The sequence below is a fragment of the Nocardiopsis changdeensis genome (genome assembly GCF_018316655.1).
Classification (GTDB): Bacteria; Actinomycetota; Actinomycetes; order Streptosporangiales; family Streptosporangiaceae; genus Nocardiopsis; species Nocardiopsis changdeensis.
On sequence record NZ_CP074133.1, the window covers coordinates 2,144,550 to 2,164,264 of the forward strand.

Below are 19,715 nucleotides of genomic sequence, written 5' to 3' on the forward strand. Positions count from 1 at the left end.
CCCCTCCCAGGGCGCCCGGGGGCGGGGACCGCAGTATTCCCGGCAGCGCGTCGTCGTTCGCGCACGTCCACGGTTCGGAGGTCGCCCTATGACCGAAACGGCTCTCCCGTTCGTTCCCGCCGCCCCGCAGGTGCGGGAGCCCGGCCGCCTCTGGCACACCTTCTGCGATATGAACACGGTCCGCAAGGGCCCCGAGTTCACGGTGGCGCGCGCCGAGGGCGTGTGGCTCTGGGACGAGGCCGGCGACCGGTACCTCGACGGCACGGCCAGCCTCTGGTACTGCAACGTCGGCCACGGCCGCCCCGAGATCGCCGAGGCCGTCCACCGTCAGATGCTGACCCTGGACGCCTACACCGTCTACGGGGACTTCTCCAACGCCCCCGCGGCGCGGCTCAGCGAGCGGCTGGCCGCGCACGCCCCGGTCGACGACCCGCGGGTGATCCTCACCTGCGGGGGAGGGGAGTCCATCGACACCGCGGCCAAGCTGGCCCGCCGCTTCCACGCCGTCACCGGGGCCCCGGAGCGGGTCCACCTGATCAGCCGCACCGGCGGCTACCACGGCCTGCACGGGTTCGGCACCAGCGTGATCGGCATGGAGCGGTTCCGCACCGGTTACGGGCCGCTGGTCGAGGACGTGTCGGTGGTCCCGCACGACTCCGCGGCCGCCCTGGAGGCGGAGATCCTGCGGGTGGGCCCCGGGCGGGTGGCCGCCTTCTTCGCCGAGCCCGTCATCGGGGCGGGCGGGGTGTACGCGCCGCCGCCGGACTACTTCACCGAGGTGGCCCGCATCTGCGAGCGGTACGGCGTGCTGTTCATCGTCGACAGCGTGATCTGCGCGTTCGCCCGGCTGGGCGACTGGTTCGGGATCGAGCGCTTCGGGGTGCGGCCCGACATGATCGTCTTCGCCAAGGGCGTCTCCAGCGGCTACCTGCCGCTGGGCGGCGTGGTGGTGAGCGGCCGGGTGGCCGATCCGTTCTGGTACCGGGAGGGCCACCCCTTCCTGCACGGCACCACCTACGCCGGGCACCCGACGGCCTGTGCCGCGGCCATGGCCAACCTGGACATCCTGGAGCGGGAGGACCTGTTCACGGTGTCCCTGGAGGTGGAGCGGCAGCTGGACGGGGCCCTGCGCTCCCTGGCCGACCACCCGCTGGTCGCGCAGGTCCGCTCGGGCACCGGGGTGATGGCCGCGGTGGAGCTCACCGAGGAGGCGCTGGCCGGGCGGGGGATCACCACGGCGGAGGTGTTCGCCGAGGCGCGTGCGCGCGGGGTGATCCTGCGGCCGGTCCCGACGGCGCTGCTCATCTCGCCGCCGCTGACCATCACCTGGGAGCAGATCGACCACCTGGTCTCCACCCTGGCCGGCGCCCTGGACGCGGTGGCCGCCCGCCACTGAGGCCGGGCCTTGAGGGCCGCCTCCCGCGGAACACCGCGGTGGGCGGCCCTCGGTCGGCCGGGGCGCGGTCCCGGCCGCCGGGGAGTCGGCCGGGTGAAATATTTTCCTTGGAAAAGACTTTCCCGTGCGCCCATCATCCGGTATTGTTTCTCGGGAAGATACTTCTTGAGGGGGCGGACCATGACCGCACGGCCGACCGAGGACACCGCGACGCTCACCGACGACGACCTCATCACCGCCTGGGGCCTGCTGCACGAGGCCATGAACGGCGTCCACCCCAGGCTGCTGCGCGGTATCACCCCCGACGGCAAGGACATGGCCGGGCCCTGGTTCGAGGTCCTCATACGCCTGCAGCGCACCCCCGGGCACCGGCTCCCGATGAGCCGCCTGGCCCGCGAGGTCAGCCTCAGCACCGGCGGCTTCACCAAGCTCGCCGACCGGCTCGAACGCGAGGGGTACCTCAAGCGCGAGAACTGCTCGTCCGACCGGCGCGTGGTCTACGCGACCCTCACCCCCCAGGGAGTGGAGTTCATCGGCCAGGTGCGGGTCAAGCACGTCGAGCGTCTGCGCGAGCACGTCCTGGGGCCGTTGGGCGAGGAGGGCGTGCGCACCCTGTCCGCGGTCGCGCGCACGCTCCGTGACAGCACGGTCTGACCCCGGATCACCCGTCGGAAACGCTCGGTAGTCGATTCCCCGGTCGGAATGTCGTCGTGTCCGTACGAAAGTACGGAAAACGTCCCACCGGCCTTCGTTCCCGTGTAGGTTGGCGGATGTTCGAGGACTCCGGGGGAGGGGTCCCAACGGTAAGGCCCCGGGGGGAATCATGGGACTGTTCACCACTGCCGCGCAGCTGAGGCCGATCCCCCGGTCCCCCCGCTTCGCCAACGGTTCCGTCTCCTTCTGGTTCCGTGACATCGGCCTTCCCGAGCGCAGGGACCCCCTGCCGGGCACCGCCGACTACGACGTCTGCGTCGTCGGCGCGGGGTACACGGGGCTGTGGACCGCCTACTACCTCAAGAAGGCGCAGCCCGACCTGCGCATCGCGGTGGTCGAGCGCGAGTTCGCCGGCTTCGGCGCCTCCGGCCGTAACGGAGGGTGGCTGTCGGCGGAGTTCGCGGGCTCCCGCGAGCGCTACGCGCAGTCACACGGAAAGAGCGCGTTCATCGCCCTGCAACGCGCGATGATGAGCACCGTCGACGAGGTCATCTCCGCCGCGGCCGCCGAGGGCATCGACGCCGACATCGTCAAGGGCGGCATGCGCCTGGTCGCCACCAACGCCGCCCAGCGGGACCGGCTGGCCGAGGACATCGAGTACCTCCAGGAGTGGGGGTACTGGCCCGACGACATCCACATGCTCCCCGAGGGGCACGCCCCCTCCCTGGCCGTCGCCGACGCGGTCGCCTGCGCCTACTCCCCGCACGCCGCGCGCGTGCAGCCCGCCAAGCTGGTCACCGGCCTGGCCAGGGCGGTCGAGGCGCTGGGGGTGACCATCTTCGAGGGCACCGCCGTGGAGGAGATCCGCCCCCGCCGGGGCGTGGCCCGCCCGGCCGTGGTCACCGACCACGGCACCGTCTACGCCGACCACGTCGTGCGCGCCACCGAGGGCTTCACCTCCACCCTGCGCGGCCAGCGCCGCGAATGGCTGCCGATGAACTCCTCGATGATCGTCACCGAGCCCGTTCCGGCCCAGGTGTGGGACAAGATCGGCTGGGAGGGCCGCGACGTCCTGGGCGACACCGCGCACGCCTACGTCTACGCCCAGCGCACCGCCGACGACCGCATCGCCATCGGCGGCCGGGGCGTGCCCTACCGCTTCGGGTCGGCCCAGGACAAGGACGGCGCCACCCAGCCCCAGGCCATCGCCGAGCTGTGGCGCGCGCTCACCCGCATGTTCCCGGACGTGGCGGAGGTGCCCGTCGAGCACGCCTGGTCCGGCGTCCTGGGCGTGCCCCGCGACTGGTGCCCCAGCGTGCACATGGACACCGAGACCGGCATCGGCTGGGCCGGGGGCTACGTCGGCAGCGGCGTGGCCACCAGCAACCTGGCCGGGCGCACCCTGCGCGACCTCATCCTGGGTCGGGACACCGAGCTCACCCGGCTGCCCTGGGTGGGCCACCAGGTGCGCGGCTGGGAGCCCGAGCCGCTGCGCTGGGTCGGCACGCAGGTCATCTACGGGCTCTACCGCACCGCCGACCGCCGCGAGTCCAAGACCTCCGAGGAGAAGGCCCACACCTCCCGCCTCGCTGGCATCGCCGGGCGCATCGCCGGCCGCTGACCGGACACCGCCGTACCGGGGCCGGTGTGAGCGTGCTCGCACCGGCCTTCCTCCGATCCGGCTTGCATAAATTTGCAGCAGTGTGCATGATAGTTCAGTCATTGAGAGTGAGGGGAGCACCATGGGTTACAACGCGGCGGTCGCCGGGGCCAGTGGATACGCCGGAGGCGAGGTGCTCCGCCTGCTGATCGGCCACCCCGACATCGAGATCGGCGCCGTCACCGCCGCCAAGAACGCCGGGACGCCGCTCATCCGGCACCAGCCGCACCTGCTCCCGCTGGCCGACCGCGTCCTGGCCCCCACCGACGTCGACTCCCTGCGCGGCCACGACCTCGTGTTCCTGGCCCTGCCGCACGGCCAGTCCGCCGACATCGCCCGGCAGCTCGGCGAGGACGTCCTCGTCATCGACTGCGGCGCCGACTTCCGGCTCGTGGACTCCTCCTCCTGGGAACGCTTCTACGGCACCCCCCACGCCGGGACCTGGCCCTACGGCCTGCCCGAGCTGCCCGGACAGCGCGAGCGCCTCACCGGCGCCAAGCGCGTCGCCGTCCCCGGCTGCCACGTCACCGTCGCCACCCTCGCGCTCTTCCCCGGCCTGGCCGAGCAGCTCGTCGAACCCGACCTCACCGTCGTCGCCGTCACCGGCACCTCCGGCGCGGGCAAGGCCCCCAAGCCGAACCTCATCGGCAGCGAGGTCATGGGCGCCCTCACCCCCTACGGCGTCGGCGGCGCCCACCGCCACAACCCCGAGATCGTCCAGAACCTCACCGCGGTCACCGGCGAACCCGTCAAGCTGTCCTTCACCCCCGTCCTGGCCCCCCTGCCGCGCGGCATCCTCGCCACCTGCACCGCCCCCCTCAAGCCCGGCACCACCGCGGAGCAGGTCCGCGCCGCCTACGAGACCGCCTACGCCGACGAGCCCTTCGTCCACCTCCTGCCCGAGGGGACCTGGCCCAGCACCGCCATGACGCTCGCCGCCAACACCACCCTCGTCCAGGTCACCGTGGACCCCGACGCCGGACGCATGGTCGCCGTCGCCGCCCTGGACAACCTCACCAAGGGCACCGCGGGCGGCGCGATCCAGAGCGCCAACCTCGCCCTGGGCCTGCCCGAGACCACCGGCCTCCCGCTCGCCGCCGTGGCCCCCTGACCACCGGAAAGCTGGAAAGGCACAACGTGAGCGTCACCGCACCCCTGGGCTTCCGGGCCGCGGGAGTCAGCGCGGGCATCGCCGTCCCCGGCGTACGCGACGTCGCCGTCCTCGTCAACGACGGCCCCTCCCGGGCGGCCGGGGCGGTCTTCGGCTCCGGCGCCGACCGCTCGGCCCCCGCCCTGTGGTCCCGCCAGGTCCTGGCCGGCGGCCGGGTCCGCGCCGCCGTCCTCAACTCCGGCTGCGCCAACGTCGACACCGTCCCCCTCGGCTTCCAGGACGTCCACGCCCTGGCCGAGCACACCGCGGCCGCCGTCGACGACTCCGCGGCCGAGATCGCCCTGTGCGCCGCCGGACCCGTCGGCACCCGCCCGCCCCTGGACCGGCTCACCGGCGGCGTCACCGCCGCCGTCGCCGAACTCTCCCGCTCCGGCGGGCTGACCGCCGCCGACGCCGTCCGCACCACCGACACCGTCGTCAAGATCGTCTTCCGGCGCGGGGACGGCTACACCGTCGGCGCCATGGCCAAGGGACCGGACCCCTCCCTGTCCAGCGGCCTGTACATCGTCACCACCGACGCCGACCTGACCGCCGACCGGTGCCGCGCCCTCATCGCCGACGCCGCCGCCAAGACCCTCCCCCCGTTCACCGGACCGGCCGACACCGCCCTGCTCATGGCCAGCGGGGCCGCCGGCACCACCCCCGACGAGGAGGCCTTCGCGGCCCTGCTCGCCGACGTGTGCGCCGACCTGGCCGCCCAGATCGACGCCGACCCCGCCACCACGGAGCACGAGGACCGGACATGATCTCCCGAGCCACCGACAGCGCCGCCACCGGCGACGACCGAGCCCAGGCCATCGACAAGGCCGCCAACCTCATCGAGGCGCTGCCCTGGCTGTCCCGCTTCCACGGCCGCACCGTCGTGGTCAAGTACGGCGGCAACGCCATGATCAACGAGGAACTGCGCGTCCGCTTCGCCGAATCGGTCGTCTTCCTCTACTACGCCGGACTGCGCCCCGTCGTCGTCCACGGCGGCGGCCCCCAGATCAGCGCCATGCTCGAACGCTCCGGGGTGGAGTCCACCTTCACCGCCGGGCTGCGCGTCACCACCGACGAGGCCATGGACATCGTCCGCATGGTCCTCACCGGCCAGGTCAACCGCGAGATCGTCGGCCTGATCAACCGGCACGGCCCCTTCGCCGTCGGCATGTCCGGCGAGGACGCCAACCTGCTGGTCGCCGAACGCAAGAGCGTCACGGTGGACGGCCGGGAGGTCGACCTCGGCCGCGTCGGCGAGGTCACCGAGGTCAACGCGGGCGCCGTCGCCGCCCTGCTGGCCGACGGCCGCATCCCCGTCGTCTCCAGCGTCGCCCGCGCCGACGACGGCGGCGTCTACAACGTCAACGCCGACACCGCCGCCTCCGAGATCGCCGTCGCCCTGGGCGCCAGCAAGCTCATCATGCTCACCGACGTCGAAGGCCTCTACGCCGACTACCCGGCCAACACCGAGCTGGTCAGCCGCCTCAACGTCGACGAGCTCCGCGCCCTGCTCCCCACGCTCTCCTCCGGCATGCTCCCCAAGATGGAGGCCTGCCTCACCGCCGTCGAGGGCGGTGTGCCCCAGGCCCACATCATCGACGGCCGCGTCCCGCACTCCCTCCTCCTGGAGGTCTTCACCGACCAGGGCGTCGGCACGATGGTCGCCGACGAGGAACTGGAGGCGGCCCTGCTCGCCGGAGACCGCCCGCGCCCCTGGCGCCCCCACGACACCCGCACCGACCACACCGACGGAGGCAGGCCATGACCGGCTCCGAACTGCGCGAACGCTTCTCGGCCTCGCTCATGCCCAACTACGGCGTCCCGCCGATCGCCCTCACCCTGGGACGCGGCTGCGAGGTCTACGACGCCGACGGGCGCCAGTACCTCGACCTCATCGCGGGCATCGCCGTCTCCTCCCTGGGGCACGGCCACCCCGCCCTGGTCAAGGCCGTGGCCCACCAGGCGGCCACCATCGCCCACACCAGCAACCTCTTCATCAACGAGCGCGAGATCGAGCTGGCGGAGCGGCTCGTCTCCCTGCTCGGCGGCGACGCCAAGGTGTACTTCTCCAACTCCGGCACCGAGGCCAACGAGGCCGCCCTCAAGCTGGTCAAGCGCGCCGCCGGCCCGGGCCGCCACTACTTCGTCGCCGCGGGGAAGGGCTTCCACGGCCGCACCTCCGGCTCCCTCGCCCTGACCGGCAAGGACTCCATCCGCGAGCCCTTCGGGCCGTTCGGCATGGACGTGCGCTTCGTCCCCCACGGCGACCTCGACGCCCTGCGCGAGGCCGTCGACACCGGCTGCACCGCCGTGTTCGTCGAACCCACCCAGGGCGAGGCCGGCGTCGTCCCCGCCCCCGAGGGCTACCTCGCCGGGGTCCGCGAGATCTGCGACGCCACCGGCACGGCCTTCGTTCTGGACGAGATCCAGAGCGGCATCGGCCGCACCGGAGCCTGGTTCGCGCACCAGGAGGCCGGGGTGCGCCCCGACGTCCTCACCCTCGCCAAGGGACTGGGCGGCGGCCTGCCCATCGGCGCCTGCGTCGGCTTCGGCCGCTACGCCGACGCCTTCCACAAGGGCGACCACGGCTCCACCTTCGGCGGCAACCCCATCGCCTGCGCCGCGGCCCTGGCCGTCCTGGACACCATCGAGAAGGAGGGCCTGCTCGCCCACACCGCCGTCATGGGGGACCTGCTCGCCGAGCAGCTCGACGCCATCGACCACCCCCTGCTCGCCGGGCAGCGCGGCTCGGGCCTGTGGCGGGCCCTGACCCTGACCGGGCCGCACGCCGCCCACGTCCAGGAACAGGCAGCGGTCCGCGGCTTCCTGGTCAACGCGGTCGCCCCCGACGCCATCCGGCTCGCCCCGCCGCTGGTCATCACACCCGAGCAGATCGGGGTCTTCATCGAGGCCCTGCCCACCATCCTCGACGCCGCCGAGGCCGCCACCAAGGAGAAGCAGTCATGACCCGGCACTTCCTTCGCGACGACGACCTGAGCCCGGCCGAGCAGGCCCGGGTGCTGGACCTCGCCGACGCCATGAAGAAGGACCGCTTCGCCCACCGGCCCCTGGCCGGCCCGCGCACCGTGGCCCTCCTCTTCGACAAGCCCTCCACCCGCACCCGCCTGTCCTTCAGCGTCGGCGTCGCCGACCTCGGCGGCGCCCCGCTGGTCCTGGACTCGGGCAGCACCCAGATGGGCCGCGGCGAACCCCTCGCCGACACCGCCCGCGTCCTGCAGCGCCAGGTGGCCGCCGTCGTCTGGCGGACCTTCGCCCAGGCCGACCTGGAGACCCTGGCCGCCGACATCACCGTCCCGGTGGTCAACGCCCTCACCGACGAGTTCCACCCCTGCCAGATCCTGGCCGACCTCCAGACGGTCCGCGAGCACAAGGGCGCCCTGGCCGGGCTCACCCTGGCCTACCTGGGCGACGGCGCCAACAACATGGCGCACTCCTACCTGCTGGGCGGCGCCACCGCGGGGCTCCACGTCCGCGTCGCCGCCCCCGACGGCTACCACCCCGACCCGCGGGTCCTGGCCCGCGCGGCCGAGATCGCCCGCACCACCGGTGGGTCGGTCTCCGTCACCACCGACCCCCGCGAGGCCGCCGCCGGGGCCGACGTCCTGGCCACCGACACCTGGGTCTCCATGGGCCAGGAGGCCGAGGCCGCCGACCGCGAGGCGCCCTTCCGCCCCTACATCGTCGACGAGGACCTCCTGTCCGCCGCCGACCCCGGGGCGATCGTCCTGCACTGCCTGCCCGCCTACCGCGGCAAGGAGATCTCCGCGGGCGTCATCGACGGGCCGCAGAGCGTCGTCTGGGACGAGGCCGAGAACCGGCGCCACGCCCAGAAGGCCCTGCTGGCCTTCCTGCTGGAGCACACCGACGCCGAAGGGGACGTGCGACGATGACCGTCGACGGGGGCGCCACCGCACCGATGACCAAGGCGGCGCGGCACGCCCGCATCACCGAGGTCCTCACCCGCGAGGACATCCGCTCCCAGGGCGAGCTGGCCAAACGGCTCGCCGAGACGGGCGTCCTGGTCACCCAGGCCACCCTCTCCCGCGACCTGGACGAACTCGGCGCGGTCAAGCTCCGCACCGCCGCCGGGCACCTCGCCTACGTCCTGCCGGGGGAGGGGGGCGAACGCCTCCAGCGCACCCGCCCCGACACCCTGGACCTGTCCCAGGCTTCCGGCGCCCGGCTCACCCGGCTGGCCGAGGACCTGCTGGTGTCGGCGGAGGCGTCCGCCAACATGGTCATCGTCCGCACCCCGCCGGGCGCCGCGCAGTTCCTGGCCTCGGCCATCGACCACACCGACTTCCACGCCATCCTGGGGACGATCGCCGGAGACGACACCATCCTGGTCATCTCCCGCGACCCCCAGGGCGGCGAGGAGCTGGCCGCCGCGCTGCTGCGGCTGGCCGACCGCAGGCCGTAGCGGCGCCCGCGCGCCGCCGGCGGCCCGCGGACCGCACCCGAACCACGTTGAGGAGAACCACACCATGGCCGACCAGCCCGAGGCGCTGCGCCTGTGGGGAGGCCGCTTCGAGGGCGGACCGGACCAGGCCCTGGCCCGGCTGTCGCTGAGCACCCACTTCGACTGGCGGCTCGCCCGCCACGACATCGCCGGATCGCGCGCCCACGCCCGGGCGCTGCACCGCGCCGGACTGCTCACCGGGGACGAGCTCGACCGCATGATCGCCGGCCTCGACCGGCTGGAGGCCGACGTCGCCTCGGGCGCCTTCACTCCCGTCCTGGAGGACGAGGACGTGCACACCGCCCTGGAGCGCGGCTTCATCGAGCGGGTCGGCGCCGAGCTGGGCGGACGCCTGCGCGCCGGGCGCTCCCGCAACGACCAGATCGCCACCCTCGTCCGCATGTACCTGCGGGAGGAGGCCCGGGCGATCGCCGCCGGGCTGCTGGAGCTGGTCAACGCCCTGGCCGACCAGGCCGCCGCCCACCCCGGCGCGGCCATGCCCGGCCGCACCCACCTGCAGCACGCCCAGCCGGTGCTGCTGGCCCACCACCTCATGGCGCACGCCTGGCCGCTGGTGCGCGACATCGAGCGCCTGCGCGACTGGGACCGCCGCGCCGCCGTGTCCGCCTACGGCTCCGGCGCGCTGGCCGGGTCCTCCCTGGGCCTGGACCCCGAGGCCGTCGCCGCCGAGCTGGGCTTCCCCGCCTCGGTGGAGAACTCCATCGACGGCACCGCCTCCCGCGACGTCGTCGCCGAGTTCGCGTTCGTCACCGCCATGATCGGCGTGGACCTGTCCCGGCTGTCGGAGGAGGTCATCCTCTGGGCGACCAAGGAGTTCTCCTTCGTCACCCTCGACGACGCCTTCTCCACCGGGTCGTCGATCATGCCCCAGAAGAAGAACCCGGACGTGGCCGAGCTGGCCCGCGGCAAGGCGGGCCGCCTCATCGGCGACCTCGCCGGGCTGCTCGCGACCCTCAAGGGCCTGCCCCTCGCCTACAACCGCGACCTCCAGGAGGACAAGGAGCCGGTGTTCGACGCCGTCGACACCCTCCACCTGCTGCTGCCCGCGATGACCGGCATGGTCGCGACCCTGACCTTCCACACCGACCGGATGGCCGAGCTGGCCCCGCAGGGCTTCTCGCTGGCCACCGACATCGCCGAGTGGCTGGTCCGCGAGCGGGTGCCGTTCCGCGACGCCCACGAGATCGCCGGGACCTGCGTGCGGGTGTGCGAGGAGCGCGGCATCGACCTGCCCGACCTGTCCGACGACGACTTCGCCGCGATCTCCCCGCACCTGACCCCCGCGGTGCGCGAGGTGCTGGCGGTGGAGGGCTCCCTGGCCTCGCGCGCCGGCCGGGGCGGCACCGCGCCCGTCCGCGTCGCGGAACAGCTCGAACGGCTCCGCGCCGCCGTCGAGGAGAACCGCAAGGCCTTCTCCTAGACCGCGTTCTTTGGACTGTTCCTGCGGGGCCTCCAGAACCCCGCCGGCGCCTCGCGAACCCCCCATGGCACAGGAGGGCGTTCAAGGACAGGTCCTAGTCCATTCCAGCGGTCCACACGGCAGGGCGTCCCGAGACCTCGGGGCGCCCTGCCGCGCTTCCCCCTCCCGGCACGGGGCGGGTGCCGGGGCGGCCCACGGGCGCCGAACGCGCGGCGGGCACCCGGACCCGGGCGTATTTCGCCGTTTCCCCGGCGGCCCGTCCGACGGTGCGATAGCGTCCGAAGTCCGCGGGTGCCGCTGAGTGCCCTCTCCGGTGCACACGGTGATGATCCGCGTCGGAACCACGCCGACCGGTGCCCGCGGTCAGTCCGCTGGAGGAGCGCAATGGGAAGACCGGGAGGCCGAGGCCGCGGCATCCGGGCGCAGCTCAACAGGATCGTGCTGATCCCGAGCATCACCTTCCTGGCCCTGTTCGTCCTGCTCAGCATGGCGACGCTGGCCCAGGCCGTCTCGCTGCGCTCGGCGGTGGCCGAGGGCCGGGCGGGCATCCACCTGGTCACCGCGCTCACCCGGCTACAGGAGGAGCGCCGCCTGGCCGCCGAGTACCTGGCCGACCCCGGGTCCGGGAGCCGCCGGGCGCTGGCCGACCGCGCCCGCCTCACCGACGAGGCCGTCGATACCGTCCGCGGCCTCGACGGCTCCCTGGGAGACCGGGACGACCCCGGCACCCCCGCCCTCACCGAGGACCTCCTGGCCTCCTTCGACGCCGTCGCCGCGGCCCGCACCGCCGCCCTGGCCGACCCCCCGGCCGCCGGCGCCGACACCCTGGAGGCCTACACCTCGGCGATCCACCGGGGCATCCGCCTGTACTCCGGCACCATCCGCTCCCTGGACGACGGCGGCGCCTCCGCCGAGGCCGCCGCCACCACCGACCTGCTCTGGGCCCAGGAGTCCTTCAGCCACGCCGACGCCCTGGTCGCCGCCGTGGCCGTCCGCGGCGACCTCACCCGGGACGAGCAGACGCGGATCACCGCCCTGCTCCACGACGCCCGCCTGCGCCTGGACACCGTCCACCCCGGGGACGACGCCGGGGCGCCCACCCCCGCGGCCGTCACGCGGAGCGGCCCCTGGCAGCGGCTCCTGGAGATCGGCGCGGCCATCGGCTCCCACGAGGCGCCCGCCTCCCTCGACCCGGTCACCGCCGAGATCGTCCGCGACACCTCGCCGCCCGCCGGGCTGGCCGACTGGCGGGCCGAGGCCGACCGGGTCAACGCCGAACTGGCCGACCTCACCGCCCGCCGGGCCGGCGACGTGGTCACCGCCACCGAGGCCGCCAGCGCCTGGATGCTCAGCCTCGCCCTGGGCGGCGGCATCACCTCCCTGTTCGCGGGCACCGTCGCCTACGGTGTGGCCGCCCGCTCCGCCGGACGCCTCACCCGCCGGCTGGCCCGGCTGCGCGCCGAGACCCTGGGCGTCGCCCGCGTCGACCTGCCCCGCATCGTGCGCCGCCTGGAGGCCGGGGAGAGCGTCGACCCCGACGCCGAGATCAAGCAGCTCGACCACGGCGACGACGAGGTCGGCCAGGTCGCCGACGCCTTCAACATCGCCCAGCGCACCGCCGTCGCCGCCACCGTCAAACAGGCCGAGCTGAGGTCGGGGGTCAACCGGGTCTTCCTGGGCATCGCCCACCGCAACCAGTCGCTCGTGCAGCGCCAGCTCCAGCTGCTGGACCGGATCGAGCGCGAGGAGGACGACCCCGACCTGCTGGAGAGCATCTTCCGGCTCGACCACCTGGCCACCCGCGGCCGCCGCCACGCCGAGAACCTCATCATCCTCGGCGGCGCCCGGCCCGGGCGGCGCTGGCGCCGGCCGATCCCGCTGATCGACATCCTGCGGGGCGCCGTGTCGGAGACCGAGGAGTACGCCCGGGTCCACGTCACCGCCGTGCCCGAGCTCTCCCTGGCCGGCGCCGCCGTCGCCGACGTCATCCACCTCCTCGCCGAACTGGTGGAGAACGCCACCGCCTACTCGCCCCCGCACACCGACGTCACCATCTCCGCCGAGACCGTGCCCAAGGGCGTGGCCGTCGAGATCGAGGACCGCGGCCTGGGCATGACCGAGGACGCCCTGACCCGCGCCAACACCACCCTCAGCGAGGCGCCCGAGTTCGACGTCATGGCGCCGGGCACCGACGCCCGCCTGGGCCTGTTCGTGGTCGCCCGGCTGGCCGTCAAGCACGACGTCCAGGTGGAGCTGCGGCCCTCGCCCTACGGCGGCACCCGCGCCGTCGTGCTCCTGCCCGGAGCGCTGTTCACCGCCGCCGGGGCGGCGCCCGACCACTCCCGGCCCGCCGCGCGCCGCGTCCAGCACGCCCCGGCCCAGGAGGGGGCGGACGCCGGGACCGCGGTCGGCGTCCTGGTCGCCGACGACGGGGCCGCACCGCCCCGGCCCCGGCTGCGCCCGGTGCCCCCGCCCGACGGGCACGGGGACGGCGCCGGGCACCGCGCCCCGGTCCTGCGCAGCGTCCCCGACCTGCCGGCCCCGGACGGGCCGCACGACGGCACACCCGCGGACGGCGGCCCCTCCCGCACCGCCGACCGCGCGGCGGCCGGCGGAGACCGCCCCGACCTGCCCCGGCGCAGGCGGCAGGCCAGCCTCGCCCCCCAGCTCAGACATTCGCCCGCACCGGAACCGGGGGAGGAGCAGGCCCCGCCGCCGAGCGCCCGCAGCCCGGAGGAGGCCCGCCGGATGATGGACGCCTTCAGCGCGGGCACCCGCCGGGGCCGCGCCGCGGACGTCGACGGGGACGGGCGGCAGTACGACAGCCATGTCGGTGGCAGCACCGACGACCACACGGGAGAGAACGACTGAGATGGTGGGCAAGAGCAACGCCGTGGACAACCTCGACTGGCTCCTGGACGACCTGGCCGACCGGGTCGTGGGGGCCGCGCACGCGATCGTGCTGTCGGCCGACGGACTCCTCCTGGGCCGGTCCCGGGACCTGCCTCCCGAGGACGCCGAACACCTGTCGGCCCTGGCCTCCGCCTTCCAGAGCCTGGCCCGCGGCACCGGCCGCCACTTCGGCGGCGGCGACGTCCGCCAGACCGTGGTGGAGATGGAGCGTTCCTACCTCTTCGTGACCGCCGCCGGGGCCGGGGCCTGCCTGGCGGTGCTGGCCACCGAGGACGCCGACGTGGGCCTGGTCGCCTACGAGATGAACCTGCGGGTCAAGCGGGTGGGCCAGTTCCTCACCGCCGCGCCCCGCCGGCCCGGCGAGCTCACCGCCACCGGGGGTGCCGGCTCATGACCGCGCAGGAGGAACGCCGGAGCCCGGCCTCCCGCCGCACCTCCCCGCCCTGGCACCCCGGGCGCGGGCACCCCACGTCCGAGGGCCCCGCCGAGGGGCTGTCCCCCGGCGGCGCCGTGGAGGGGGCCCTGGTCCGCCCCTACACGCTGACCCGCGGCCGGGTCCGGCCCACCGCCGCGGGCCCCCGGCTCGACCTCATCACCATCGTGGTGGCCGCCCGCGACCGGCGCGAGCGGCCGCTGGAACCCGAGCGCCGGGCCATCCTCGAGCTGTGCCGCAGGCCCATCTCGGTGGCCGAGGTCTCCGCCCGGCTCGACATCCCCCTCACCGTGGTCAGGGTGCTGCTGGGCGACCTGCTCGCCGACGGCGACATCCGCACCCGGGCGGCGACGCCCATCTCCCAGCTCCCCGAGAAGAAAGTGCTGCAGGCGGTACTCGATGGCATCCGCAGACTCTGAGACCAGGCCGGGGGAGGCCGAGGCGATCCCCCAGGCGGTCAAGATCATCATCGCCGGCGGCTTCGGCGCCGGGAAGACCACCATGGTGGCCTCGGTCAGCGAGATCACCCCGTTGAGCACGGAGGAGGTGATGACCGAGGCCAGCTACGGGATCGACGACCTCGGGGGAGTGGAGGACAAGACCACCACCACCGTCGCCCTGGACTTCGGCCGCATCACCGTCAACCCCGACGTCGTCCTCTACCTGTTCGGCACGCCCGGGCAGGACCGCTTCTGGTTCATGTGGGACGAGCTCGCCGAGGGCGCCCTGGGCGCGGTGGTCCTGGCCGACACCCGCCGCCTGGAGACCTGTTTCCACGCGGTGGACTTCTTCGAGCGCCGCGGCGTGCCCTTCGTGGTGGCGGTCAACCGCTTCGAGGGCGCCGAGGACTACGATCCCGAGGAGGTGCGCAGGGCCCTGGACGTGGACGCCTCGGTGCCCGTCGTCCTCGCCGACGCCCGCGACCGCGCCTCCTGCCGGGACGTGCTGGTCGCCCTGGTCACCCATGTCATCCACGGCCGCAGGCCGGCCCTGAGCGGGTGAGCCCGCCGGGGTGGTACCCCGCCCCGCCGGCGGGGGAACGGTCCGGTGTACGTTCGGGAGACACACCCGTGGATATGCCCTGGAACGCTACAATGGCGCGTCAGTGACAACGCTCCGACCGGGCGATCCGTCCGCCTCTCATCCTGAATCCTGGTATGCGAAACTCAGATCGACTCCCCCCACGCGAACTGCCCAAGCGGCGGTCCGGCCGCCATCGGAACCCGCTGTCCTTCGACGACTGGTTCGGGACCCCGACCCTGATCATGGCGGTCCCCGGCACCGCGGAGCGGGCCCGGGGCGTCGACGGTGAGTCCATCGGCGCCCGCATGGCCGACCTGGTGCGCGCCTACCGGCCCGAGGTGACGATCCGCCACGGGCACCTGGAAGGCGACGAGGAGACCCTCGCCGAGGCGCTGTCCGGCCTCCAGGGCGACGGCGAGCGGCCGCTGACCGGCGTGGTCGTCCCCCTGGTCACCGCCCCGCACGCCGGGGTCTCGGCCGCCATCGACGCCGCCGTGCGCGCCTCCGGCGCCGACGTGCGCGTCAGCGAGGGCCTGGGCCCGCACCCGATGCTCGCCGAGGTCCTGCACCTGCGGCTGGCCGAGAGCGGCTATGTGCGGGCCGACCGCATGCGCCTGATCAGCGTCGTGGCCCGCGACACCGGTATGGCCGACGGAGTGGTGGTCGGCGCGGTCGGCGGCGAGGCCGCCGTGGCCGCGGCCGGGGTGACCGCCGTCCTGCTGGCCGCCCGCCTGGGGCTGACCGTGCTGCCCGCCGACCTGGAGAACGAGGCGGCCCTGGAGCAGGCCATCGGGCAGCTGCGCCAGGGCGGCTGCCGTCGCCCGGTCATCGCCCCCAGCGCCCTGGGCCCGGAGCTGCGTGCGGACCTGTCGGCCACCGCGGAGCGGTTCGGCGCGCGCCTGGGCGCCCCGCTGGGCGCCGACGGCCTGCTCGGCAAGATCGCCGCGCTGCGCTACGCCGAGATCCTCAACTCGCTGGGCGTGGAGCAGCCGCCGACCGCCGACCAGCTGCCCGCCCCGGTCGGCTCGCGCCACCGCCCGGAGGCCTGAGCACGGCGACACGCCGTGGGATGAGGCGTGTTCACGGGGCCGTCCGCTTCGGCGGGCGGCCCCGCCGCCGTTCACAGGCGCCTCGACCTGGAGCTTCGAGGGCGTTCGGGAAGGTCGTCACGGGTCTTCCGTATCTCCGAAGACAACTCGTAGTAATCATTTGACAGCGTTCCGCCATGATTTTTCGATAGCCTCGGCACGACCGAAAGCCGCCGAGGCCCCCCGGCCCGGCACCCGCACAGGCTGGAGGGGCCATGCGCAGAACCCGCGTCAAAGCGTCCACGATCCGTGGGCAGCTCAACCGCATCGTGCTCGTGCCGAGCCTGTGCTTCCTGGCCCTGTGGCTGATCGTCGCCGCCGTCGGCACCGTGCAGGCCGTCCGGCTCATGGGCGCCGTCGTCCAGGCCCGCGAGGGCACGGAGGTCTTCGCCACCGCCGTTCTGGAGCTGCGCTCCGAGCGCCGCATGGGCCTGGTCCACCTGGGTCGCCTCGAAGCGGGGGAGGCCGTCGACACCGAGGCCCTGCGCGAGCAGCGCTCCCGCACCGACGCCGCCGTCGCCGACGCCGTCGGCTTCGCCGGGCGCCTGGAGGCCACCCGCGACGACGAGGTCCGCCGCAGCGCCGACGCGTTCACCGAGGCCGCCCAGACCCTGCCGGCCCTGCGCACCGCCCTGGACGACGGCTCCGCCGTCCAGGAGCAGATCCTGGTCGGCTACGCGGAGGTCCTCGACGGCGCCACCGCCGTCACCACCGCCCTGGTGCACACCACCGACGGCGGGGAGAACCTCACCGACGCCGTCCTGACCAGCGAGCTCCTGCGTGCCGCCGCCGAGTACTCCACCGCCGACGCCCTCCTGGCCGGGGTCACCGCCCGCGGCACGATGGGCTATGAGGAGACCGCCCACTTCACCTACCTCACCGCCTCCTACCGCGACACCCTGGCCGAGGCCGCCCCCCTGCTCTCACCGGCCGTGGGCGCCCGGCAGGAGGAGATGGCGGCCGACCCGGCCTGGATCCGGGCCGAGGACATCAGCCGCAGGGTCGTCACCCGCTCCCCGGCGACCGCCGCCGACGACCCCGGGCAGGGCCCGTCCCCGGAGTGGAGCACCGCCGTCGACGTCGACGGCGCCGACTGGGACGAGTCCTCCGGCGCCTCCGTCGCCCTGATCGACGAGCTGGCCCGCGCCCAGGCCGACCGGACCGTGGACCTGGCCTGGAGGGCCTCCCTCGCTCAGGTGTCCTTCGGGGTGGCGGCCGCCCTGGTCAGCCTGGCCGGCGGCGCCATCGCCCTGGCCACCGTCCGCCGCTCCTCCCGGCGCCTCACCGACCGGCTCGCCCTGCTGCGCGAACGCGTCATGGAGCGCGACGACGACCTGCCCGACATCGTCGAGCGGGCCCAGCGCGGGGACCGGGTGGACGCCCACGAGGAGCTGCCCCCGCTGGACGAGTTCGGCGACGACGAGATCGGCCAGGTCGCCGAGGCGTTCGACAGCGCCCAGCTCACCGCCGTCGAGGCGGCCGTGCGGCAGGCGGAGATCCGCCGCGGCGCCAACAAGGCGTTCCTGGGCATCGCCTTCCGCAACCAGAACCTCGTCCAGCGCCAGCTGCGGCTGCTCGATGAGATCGAGTACGACGAACAGGACCCCGAGGCCCTCGGCCGGCTGTTCCGGCTCGACCACCTCACCACTCGGGCCCGCCGGTACGCCGACAACCTCATCATCCTCGGCGGGGGCCAGTCCGCCCGCCGCTGGCGCCAGCCGCGCCCCCTCGTGGACGTGCTGCGCGCCGCCATCGCCGAGACCGAGGACTTCGAACGGGTCCGGCTGACCTCGGCGCCCCGCATGCTCATGCACGGCCAGGCCGTCGCCGACATCGTGCACCTGCTGGCCGAGCTGATCGAGAACGCCACCCAGTTCTCCCCGGCGGGCACCCCGGTGGACGTGGGCTGCGGCCCCTGCCCGGAGGGACTGCTGGTGGAGGTCGAGGACCGCGGCCTGGGCATGTCCGAGCACGGGTACGAGCAGGCCCGCCGCACCCTGGCGCGGCCGCCTGAGTTCGACGTGATGGCGCTGCCCGACGACCCCAGGCTGGGACTGTTCGTGGTGGCCCGCCTGGCCGAACGCCACGGCGTGCGGGTGTGGCTGGAGCCCTCGCCGTACGGGGGCACCCGGGCGATCACCCTCGTTCCCAAGTCCCTGCTGGAGCCCGCCGACGCCCCGCCGGCCGCCGGCCCGCGCGGCGTGGTCCCGGCCGCGGCGGCTCCCCCCGAGGGGGACGTGCGCCGGGCGTTCGGCCTGTCGGAGGCCCGGGCCGGGTCCGCCCCCGCGGGCGTGCGCCCCGAACGCGAGCCGGAACGCTGGGCCGCCCCGGAGGATGGGCCCGACCTGCGGCCGGTCGCCGCCGAGGGCCCCGACACCGGCGACCCCGGCACCGCCGACCCCGCGGAGCCGGACCCCCGCACCGGAACGCCCCCCGAGCGCGTCGGGCCCTCGGGCGCCCCGAACCCGTACACCGAACCGCCCCGGCCCACCGGGCCCCTGGCGGCCTTCGCCGACGACGGCCCCGCGGAACCGGGGGGCCCGCGCCCCGAACCGGTCCGGGACACCGGTCCCCGCGCGGTCCCCGGCCCCGGAACCGGCCGGCCGGCCCTCCACTCGGGCGCGATCCCGGTCACCGGACCCCGGGCCGCCTCCGGCGGCGGGGAGACGGGCCCGCAACGGCTCCCGGGCACCGGCGCGCAGGCGGCCCCCGGCGACGGGGCTGGCGTTCACACGGGTCCGGTCCGGAGCGTCGGACCCCGGGCCGCCGCGGGCGACGCCCCGGGCGGGCCCGGCCCGGACGCCGACCGTGTCCGGACCACCGGCCCGCAGGCACCGGCCGACCCCCGCCCGCCGGCCGGGGAGCCCCCGCGCGGGCCGCACCCGGCCGACGCCCCGGGCGAGATCGACCTGTTCGCCGAACCACCCGCCTTCGACGACGTGCCCGCCGCGCGAGCGGCGGCCGCGGTACCCCGCGGACCCCCGCCCCGGCGGCCCGGGCCCGGACGCCGACCGGCAGTGGGACGTGCGCTGGGGGGACAGCGGCCCGCAGGAGGTGCTCGGTGACCTCCGTCGGCACCACGCCGAACCGCGGCACCGCACCGATCCCTTCCGCGCCACCGGACCCGGGGCGGCGCCCGGAGCCCCGGGCGGGTACCCGGGCGACCCCACCGAACCCCTGCCCCACCTGACGGCGGAGCACCGCCGCCCCGACCCGGCCCCGCCGCGCCCCGGCACGGCGCCCGAGAACGGTCGCCCGGCCCCCGCCGCGACCTGCCCCCGGGGTTCACCGGCCCCCGCCCCGTCGGCCCCGACCACGGCCGCCCGGCCGGCCCGTGGCCGGACGGCGCACCGACCGCGCCCTTCCCGACCCCGGACGGCTAGGCCCGCCGACGGGGACCCGCGCGGCGCCCCCGACGACCGCGCCGAGGGCCCCCGGCGCTCCCGTCGGGCCCCCGACGGCCCCCGGACCCGGAAC

16 protein-coding genes are annotated in these 19,715 nt (G+C 74.9%); all 16 read left to right on the plus strand.

Translation table 11 applies throughout. The annotated features are described in order from the left end of the window. Window positions 1–169 precede the first annotated feature (169 nt). Window positions 170–1,396, plus strand: coding sequence for an aminotransferase family protein (locus tag KGD84_RS09855; protein WP_220565650.1), 1,227 nt, complete (start codon window positions 170–172; stop codon window positions 1,394–1,396). A gap of 180 nt (window positions 1,397–1,576) precedes the next feature. Continuing rightward, window positions 1,577–2,050: a MarR family winged helix-turn-helix transcriptional regulator gene (locus KGD84_RS09860; protein ID WP_220559962.1), complete on the plus strand. Its 474-nt coding sequence runs from the start codon at window positions 1,577–1,579 to the stop codon at window positions 2,048–2,050. Between the two features lie 169 nt (window positions 2,051–2,219). Then, window positions 2,220–3,671, plus strand: coding sequence for an NAD(P)/FAD-dependent oxidoreductase (locus KGD84_RS09865; protein ID WP_220559963.1), 1,452 nt, complete (start codon window positions 2,220–2,222; stop codon window positions 3,669–3,671). Window positions 3,672–3,792: 121 nt separating this feature from the next. Beyond that, on the plus strand, window positions 3,793–4,821 hold the full coding sequence (argC, locus tag KGD84_RS09870) for an N-acetyl-gamma-glutamyl-phosphate reductase (protein ID WP_220559964.1): 1,029 nt from the start codon (window positions 3,793–3,795) through the stop codon (window positions 4,819–4,821). Between the two features lie 26 nt (window positions 4,822–4,847). Next, the gene (locus tag KGD84_RS09875; RefSeq protein ID WP_220559965.1) at window positions 4,848–5,627 is read left to right on the plus strand and encodes a bifunctional ornithine acetyltransferase/N-acetylglutamate synthase; all 780 of its coding nucleotides are present in this window, start codon (window positions 4,848–4,850) and stop codon (window positions 5,625–5,627) included. Further along, on the plus strand, window positions 5,624–6,625 hold the full coding sequence (gene argB / locus KGD84_RS09880; RefSeq protein ID WP_220559966.1) for an acetylglutamate kinase: 1,002 nt from the start codon (window positions 5,624–5,626) through the stop codon (window positions 6,623–6,625). The genes KGD84_RS09875 and argB overlap by 4 nt, the downstream gene beginning before the upstream one ends. Then, a complete protein-coding gene (locus KGD84_RS09885) occupies window positions 6,622–7,827 on the plus strand; it encodes an acetylornithine transaminase (protein WP_220559967.1) in 1,206 nt (401 codons plus the stop codon). Before argB ends, KGD84_RS09885 begins: the two co-directional genes overlap by 4 nt. Beyond that, window positions 7,824–8,771 (plus strand): ornithine carbamoyltransferase, encoded by a 948-nt coding sequence (argF, locus tag KGD84_RS09890; RefSeq protein WP_220559968.1) that lies wholly within the window; start codon window positions 7,824–7,826, stop codon window positions 8,769–8,771. The genes KGD84_RS09885 and argF overlap by 4 nt, the downstream gene beginning before the upstream one ends. Next, complete coding sequence (locus KGD84_RS09895; protein ID WP_220559969.1) at window positions 8,768–9,301, plus strand: arginine repressor; 534 nt, start codon at window positions 8,768–8,770, stop codon at window positions 9,299–9,301. The genes argF and KGD84_RS09895 overlap by 4 nt, the downstream gene beginning before the upstream one ends. 64 nt (window positions 9,302–9,365) lie before the next feature. Further along, a complete protein-coding gene (argH, locus tag KGD84_RS09900) occupies window positions 9,366–10,781 on the plus strand; it encodes an argininosuccinate lyase (protein WP_220559971.1) in 1,416 nt (471 codons plus the stop codon). 384 nt (window positions 10,782–11,165) lie between these two features. Beyond that, window positions 11,166–13,652 (plus strand): sensor histidine kinase, encoded by a 2,487-nt coding sequence (locus KGD84_RS09905; RefSeq protein WP_220559972.1) that lies wholly within the window; start codon window positions 11,166–11,168, stop codon window positions 13,650–13,652. 1 nt (window position 13,653) lies between these two features. Further along, on the plus strand, window positions 13,654–14,088 hold the full coding sequence (locus tag KGD84_RS09910; RefSeq protein WP_220559973.1) for a roadblock/LC7 domain-containing protein: 435 nt from the start codon (window positions 13,654–13,656) through the stop codon (window positions 14,086–14,088). Beyond that, window positions 14,085–14,546, plus strand: a complete 462-nt coding sequence (locus tag KGD84_RS09915; RefSeq protein ID WP_220559974.1) for a DUF742 domain-containing protein — start codon at window positions 14,085–14,087, stop codon at window positions 14,544–14,546. The genes KGD84_RS09910 and KGD84_RS09915 overlap by 4 nt, the downstream gene beginning before the upstream one ends. Continuing rightward, window positions 14,527–15,129, plus strand: a complete 603-nt coding sequence (locus KGD84_RS09920) for a GTP-binding protein (RefSeq protein WP_220559975.1) — start codon at window positions 14,527–14,529, stop codon at window positions 15,127–15,129. Before KGD84_RS09915 ends, KGD84_RS09920 begins: the two co-directional genes overlap by 20 nt. Before the next feature lie 155 nt (window positions 15,130–15,284). Further along, window positions 15,285–16,199, plus strand: coding sequence for a sirohydrochlorin chelatase (locus KGD84_RS09925; protein WP_220559976.1), 915 nt, complete (start codon window positions 15,285–15,287; stop codon window positions 16,197–16,199). Between the two features lie 254 nt (window positions 16,200–16,453). Further along, window positions 16,454–19,303 carry a sensor histidine kinase gene (locus tag KGD84_RS09930; protein WP_260697204.1) on the plus strand — a complete coding sequence of 950 codons (2,850 nt, stop codon included), beginning with the start codon at window positions 16,454–16,456 and terminating at the stop codon, window positions 19,301–19,303. Window positions 19,304–19,715 lie beyond the last annotated feature (412 nt).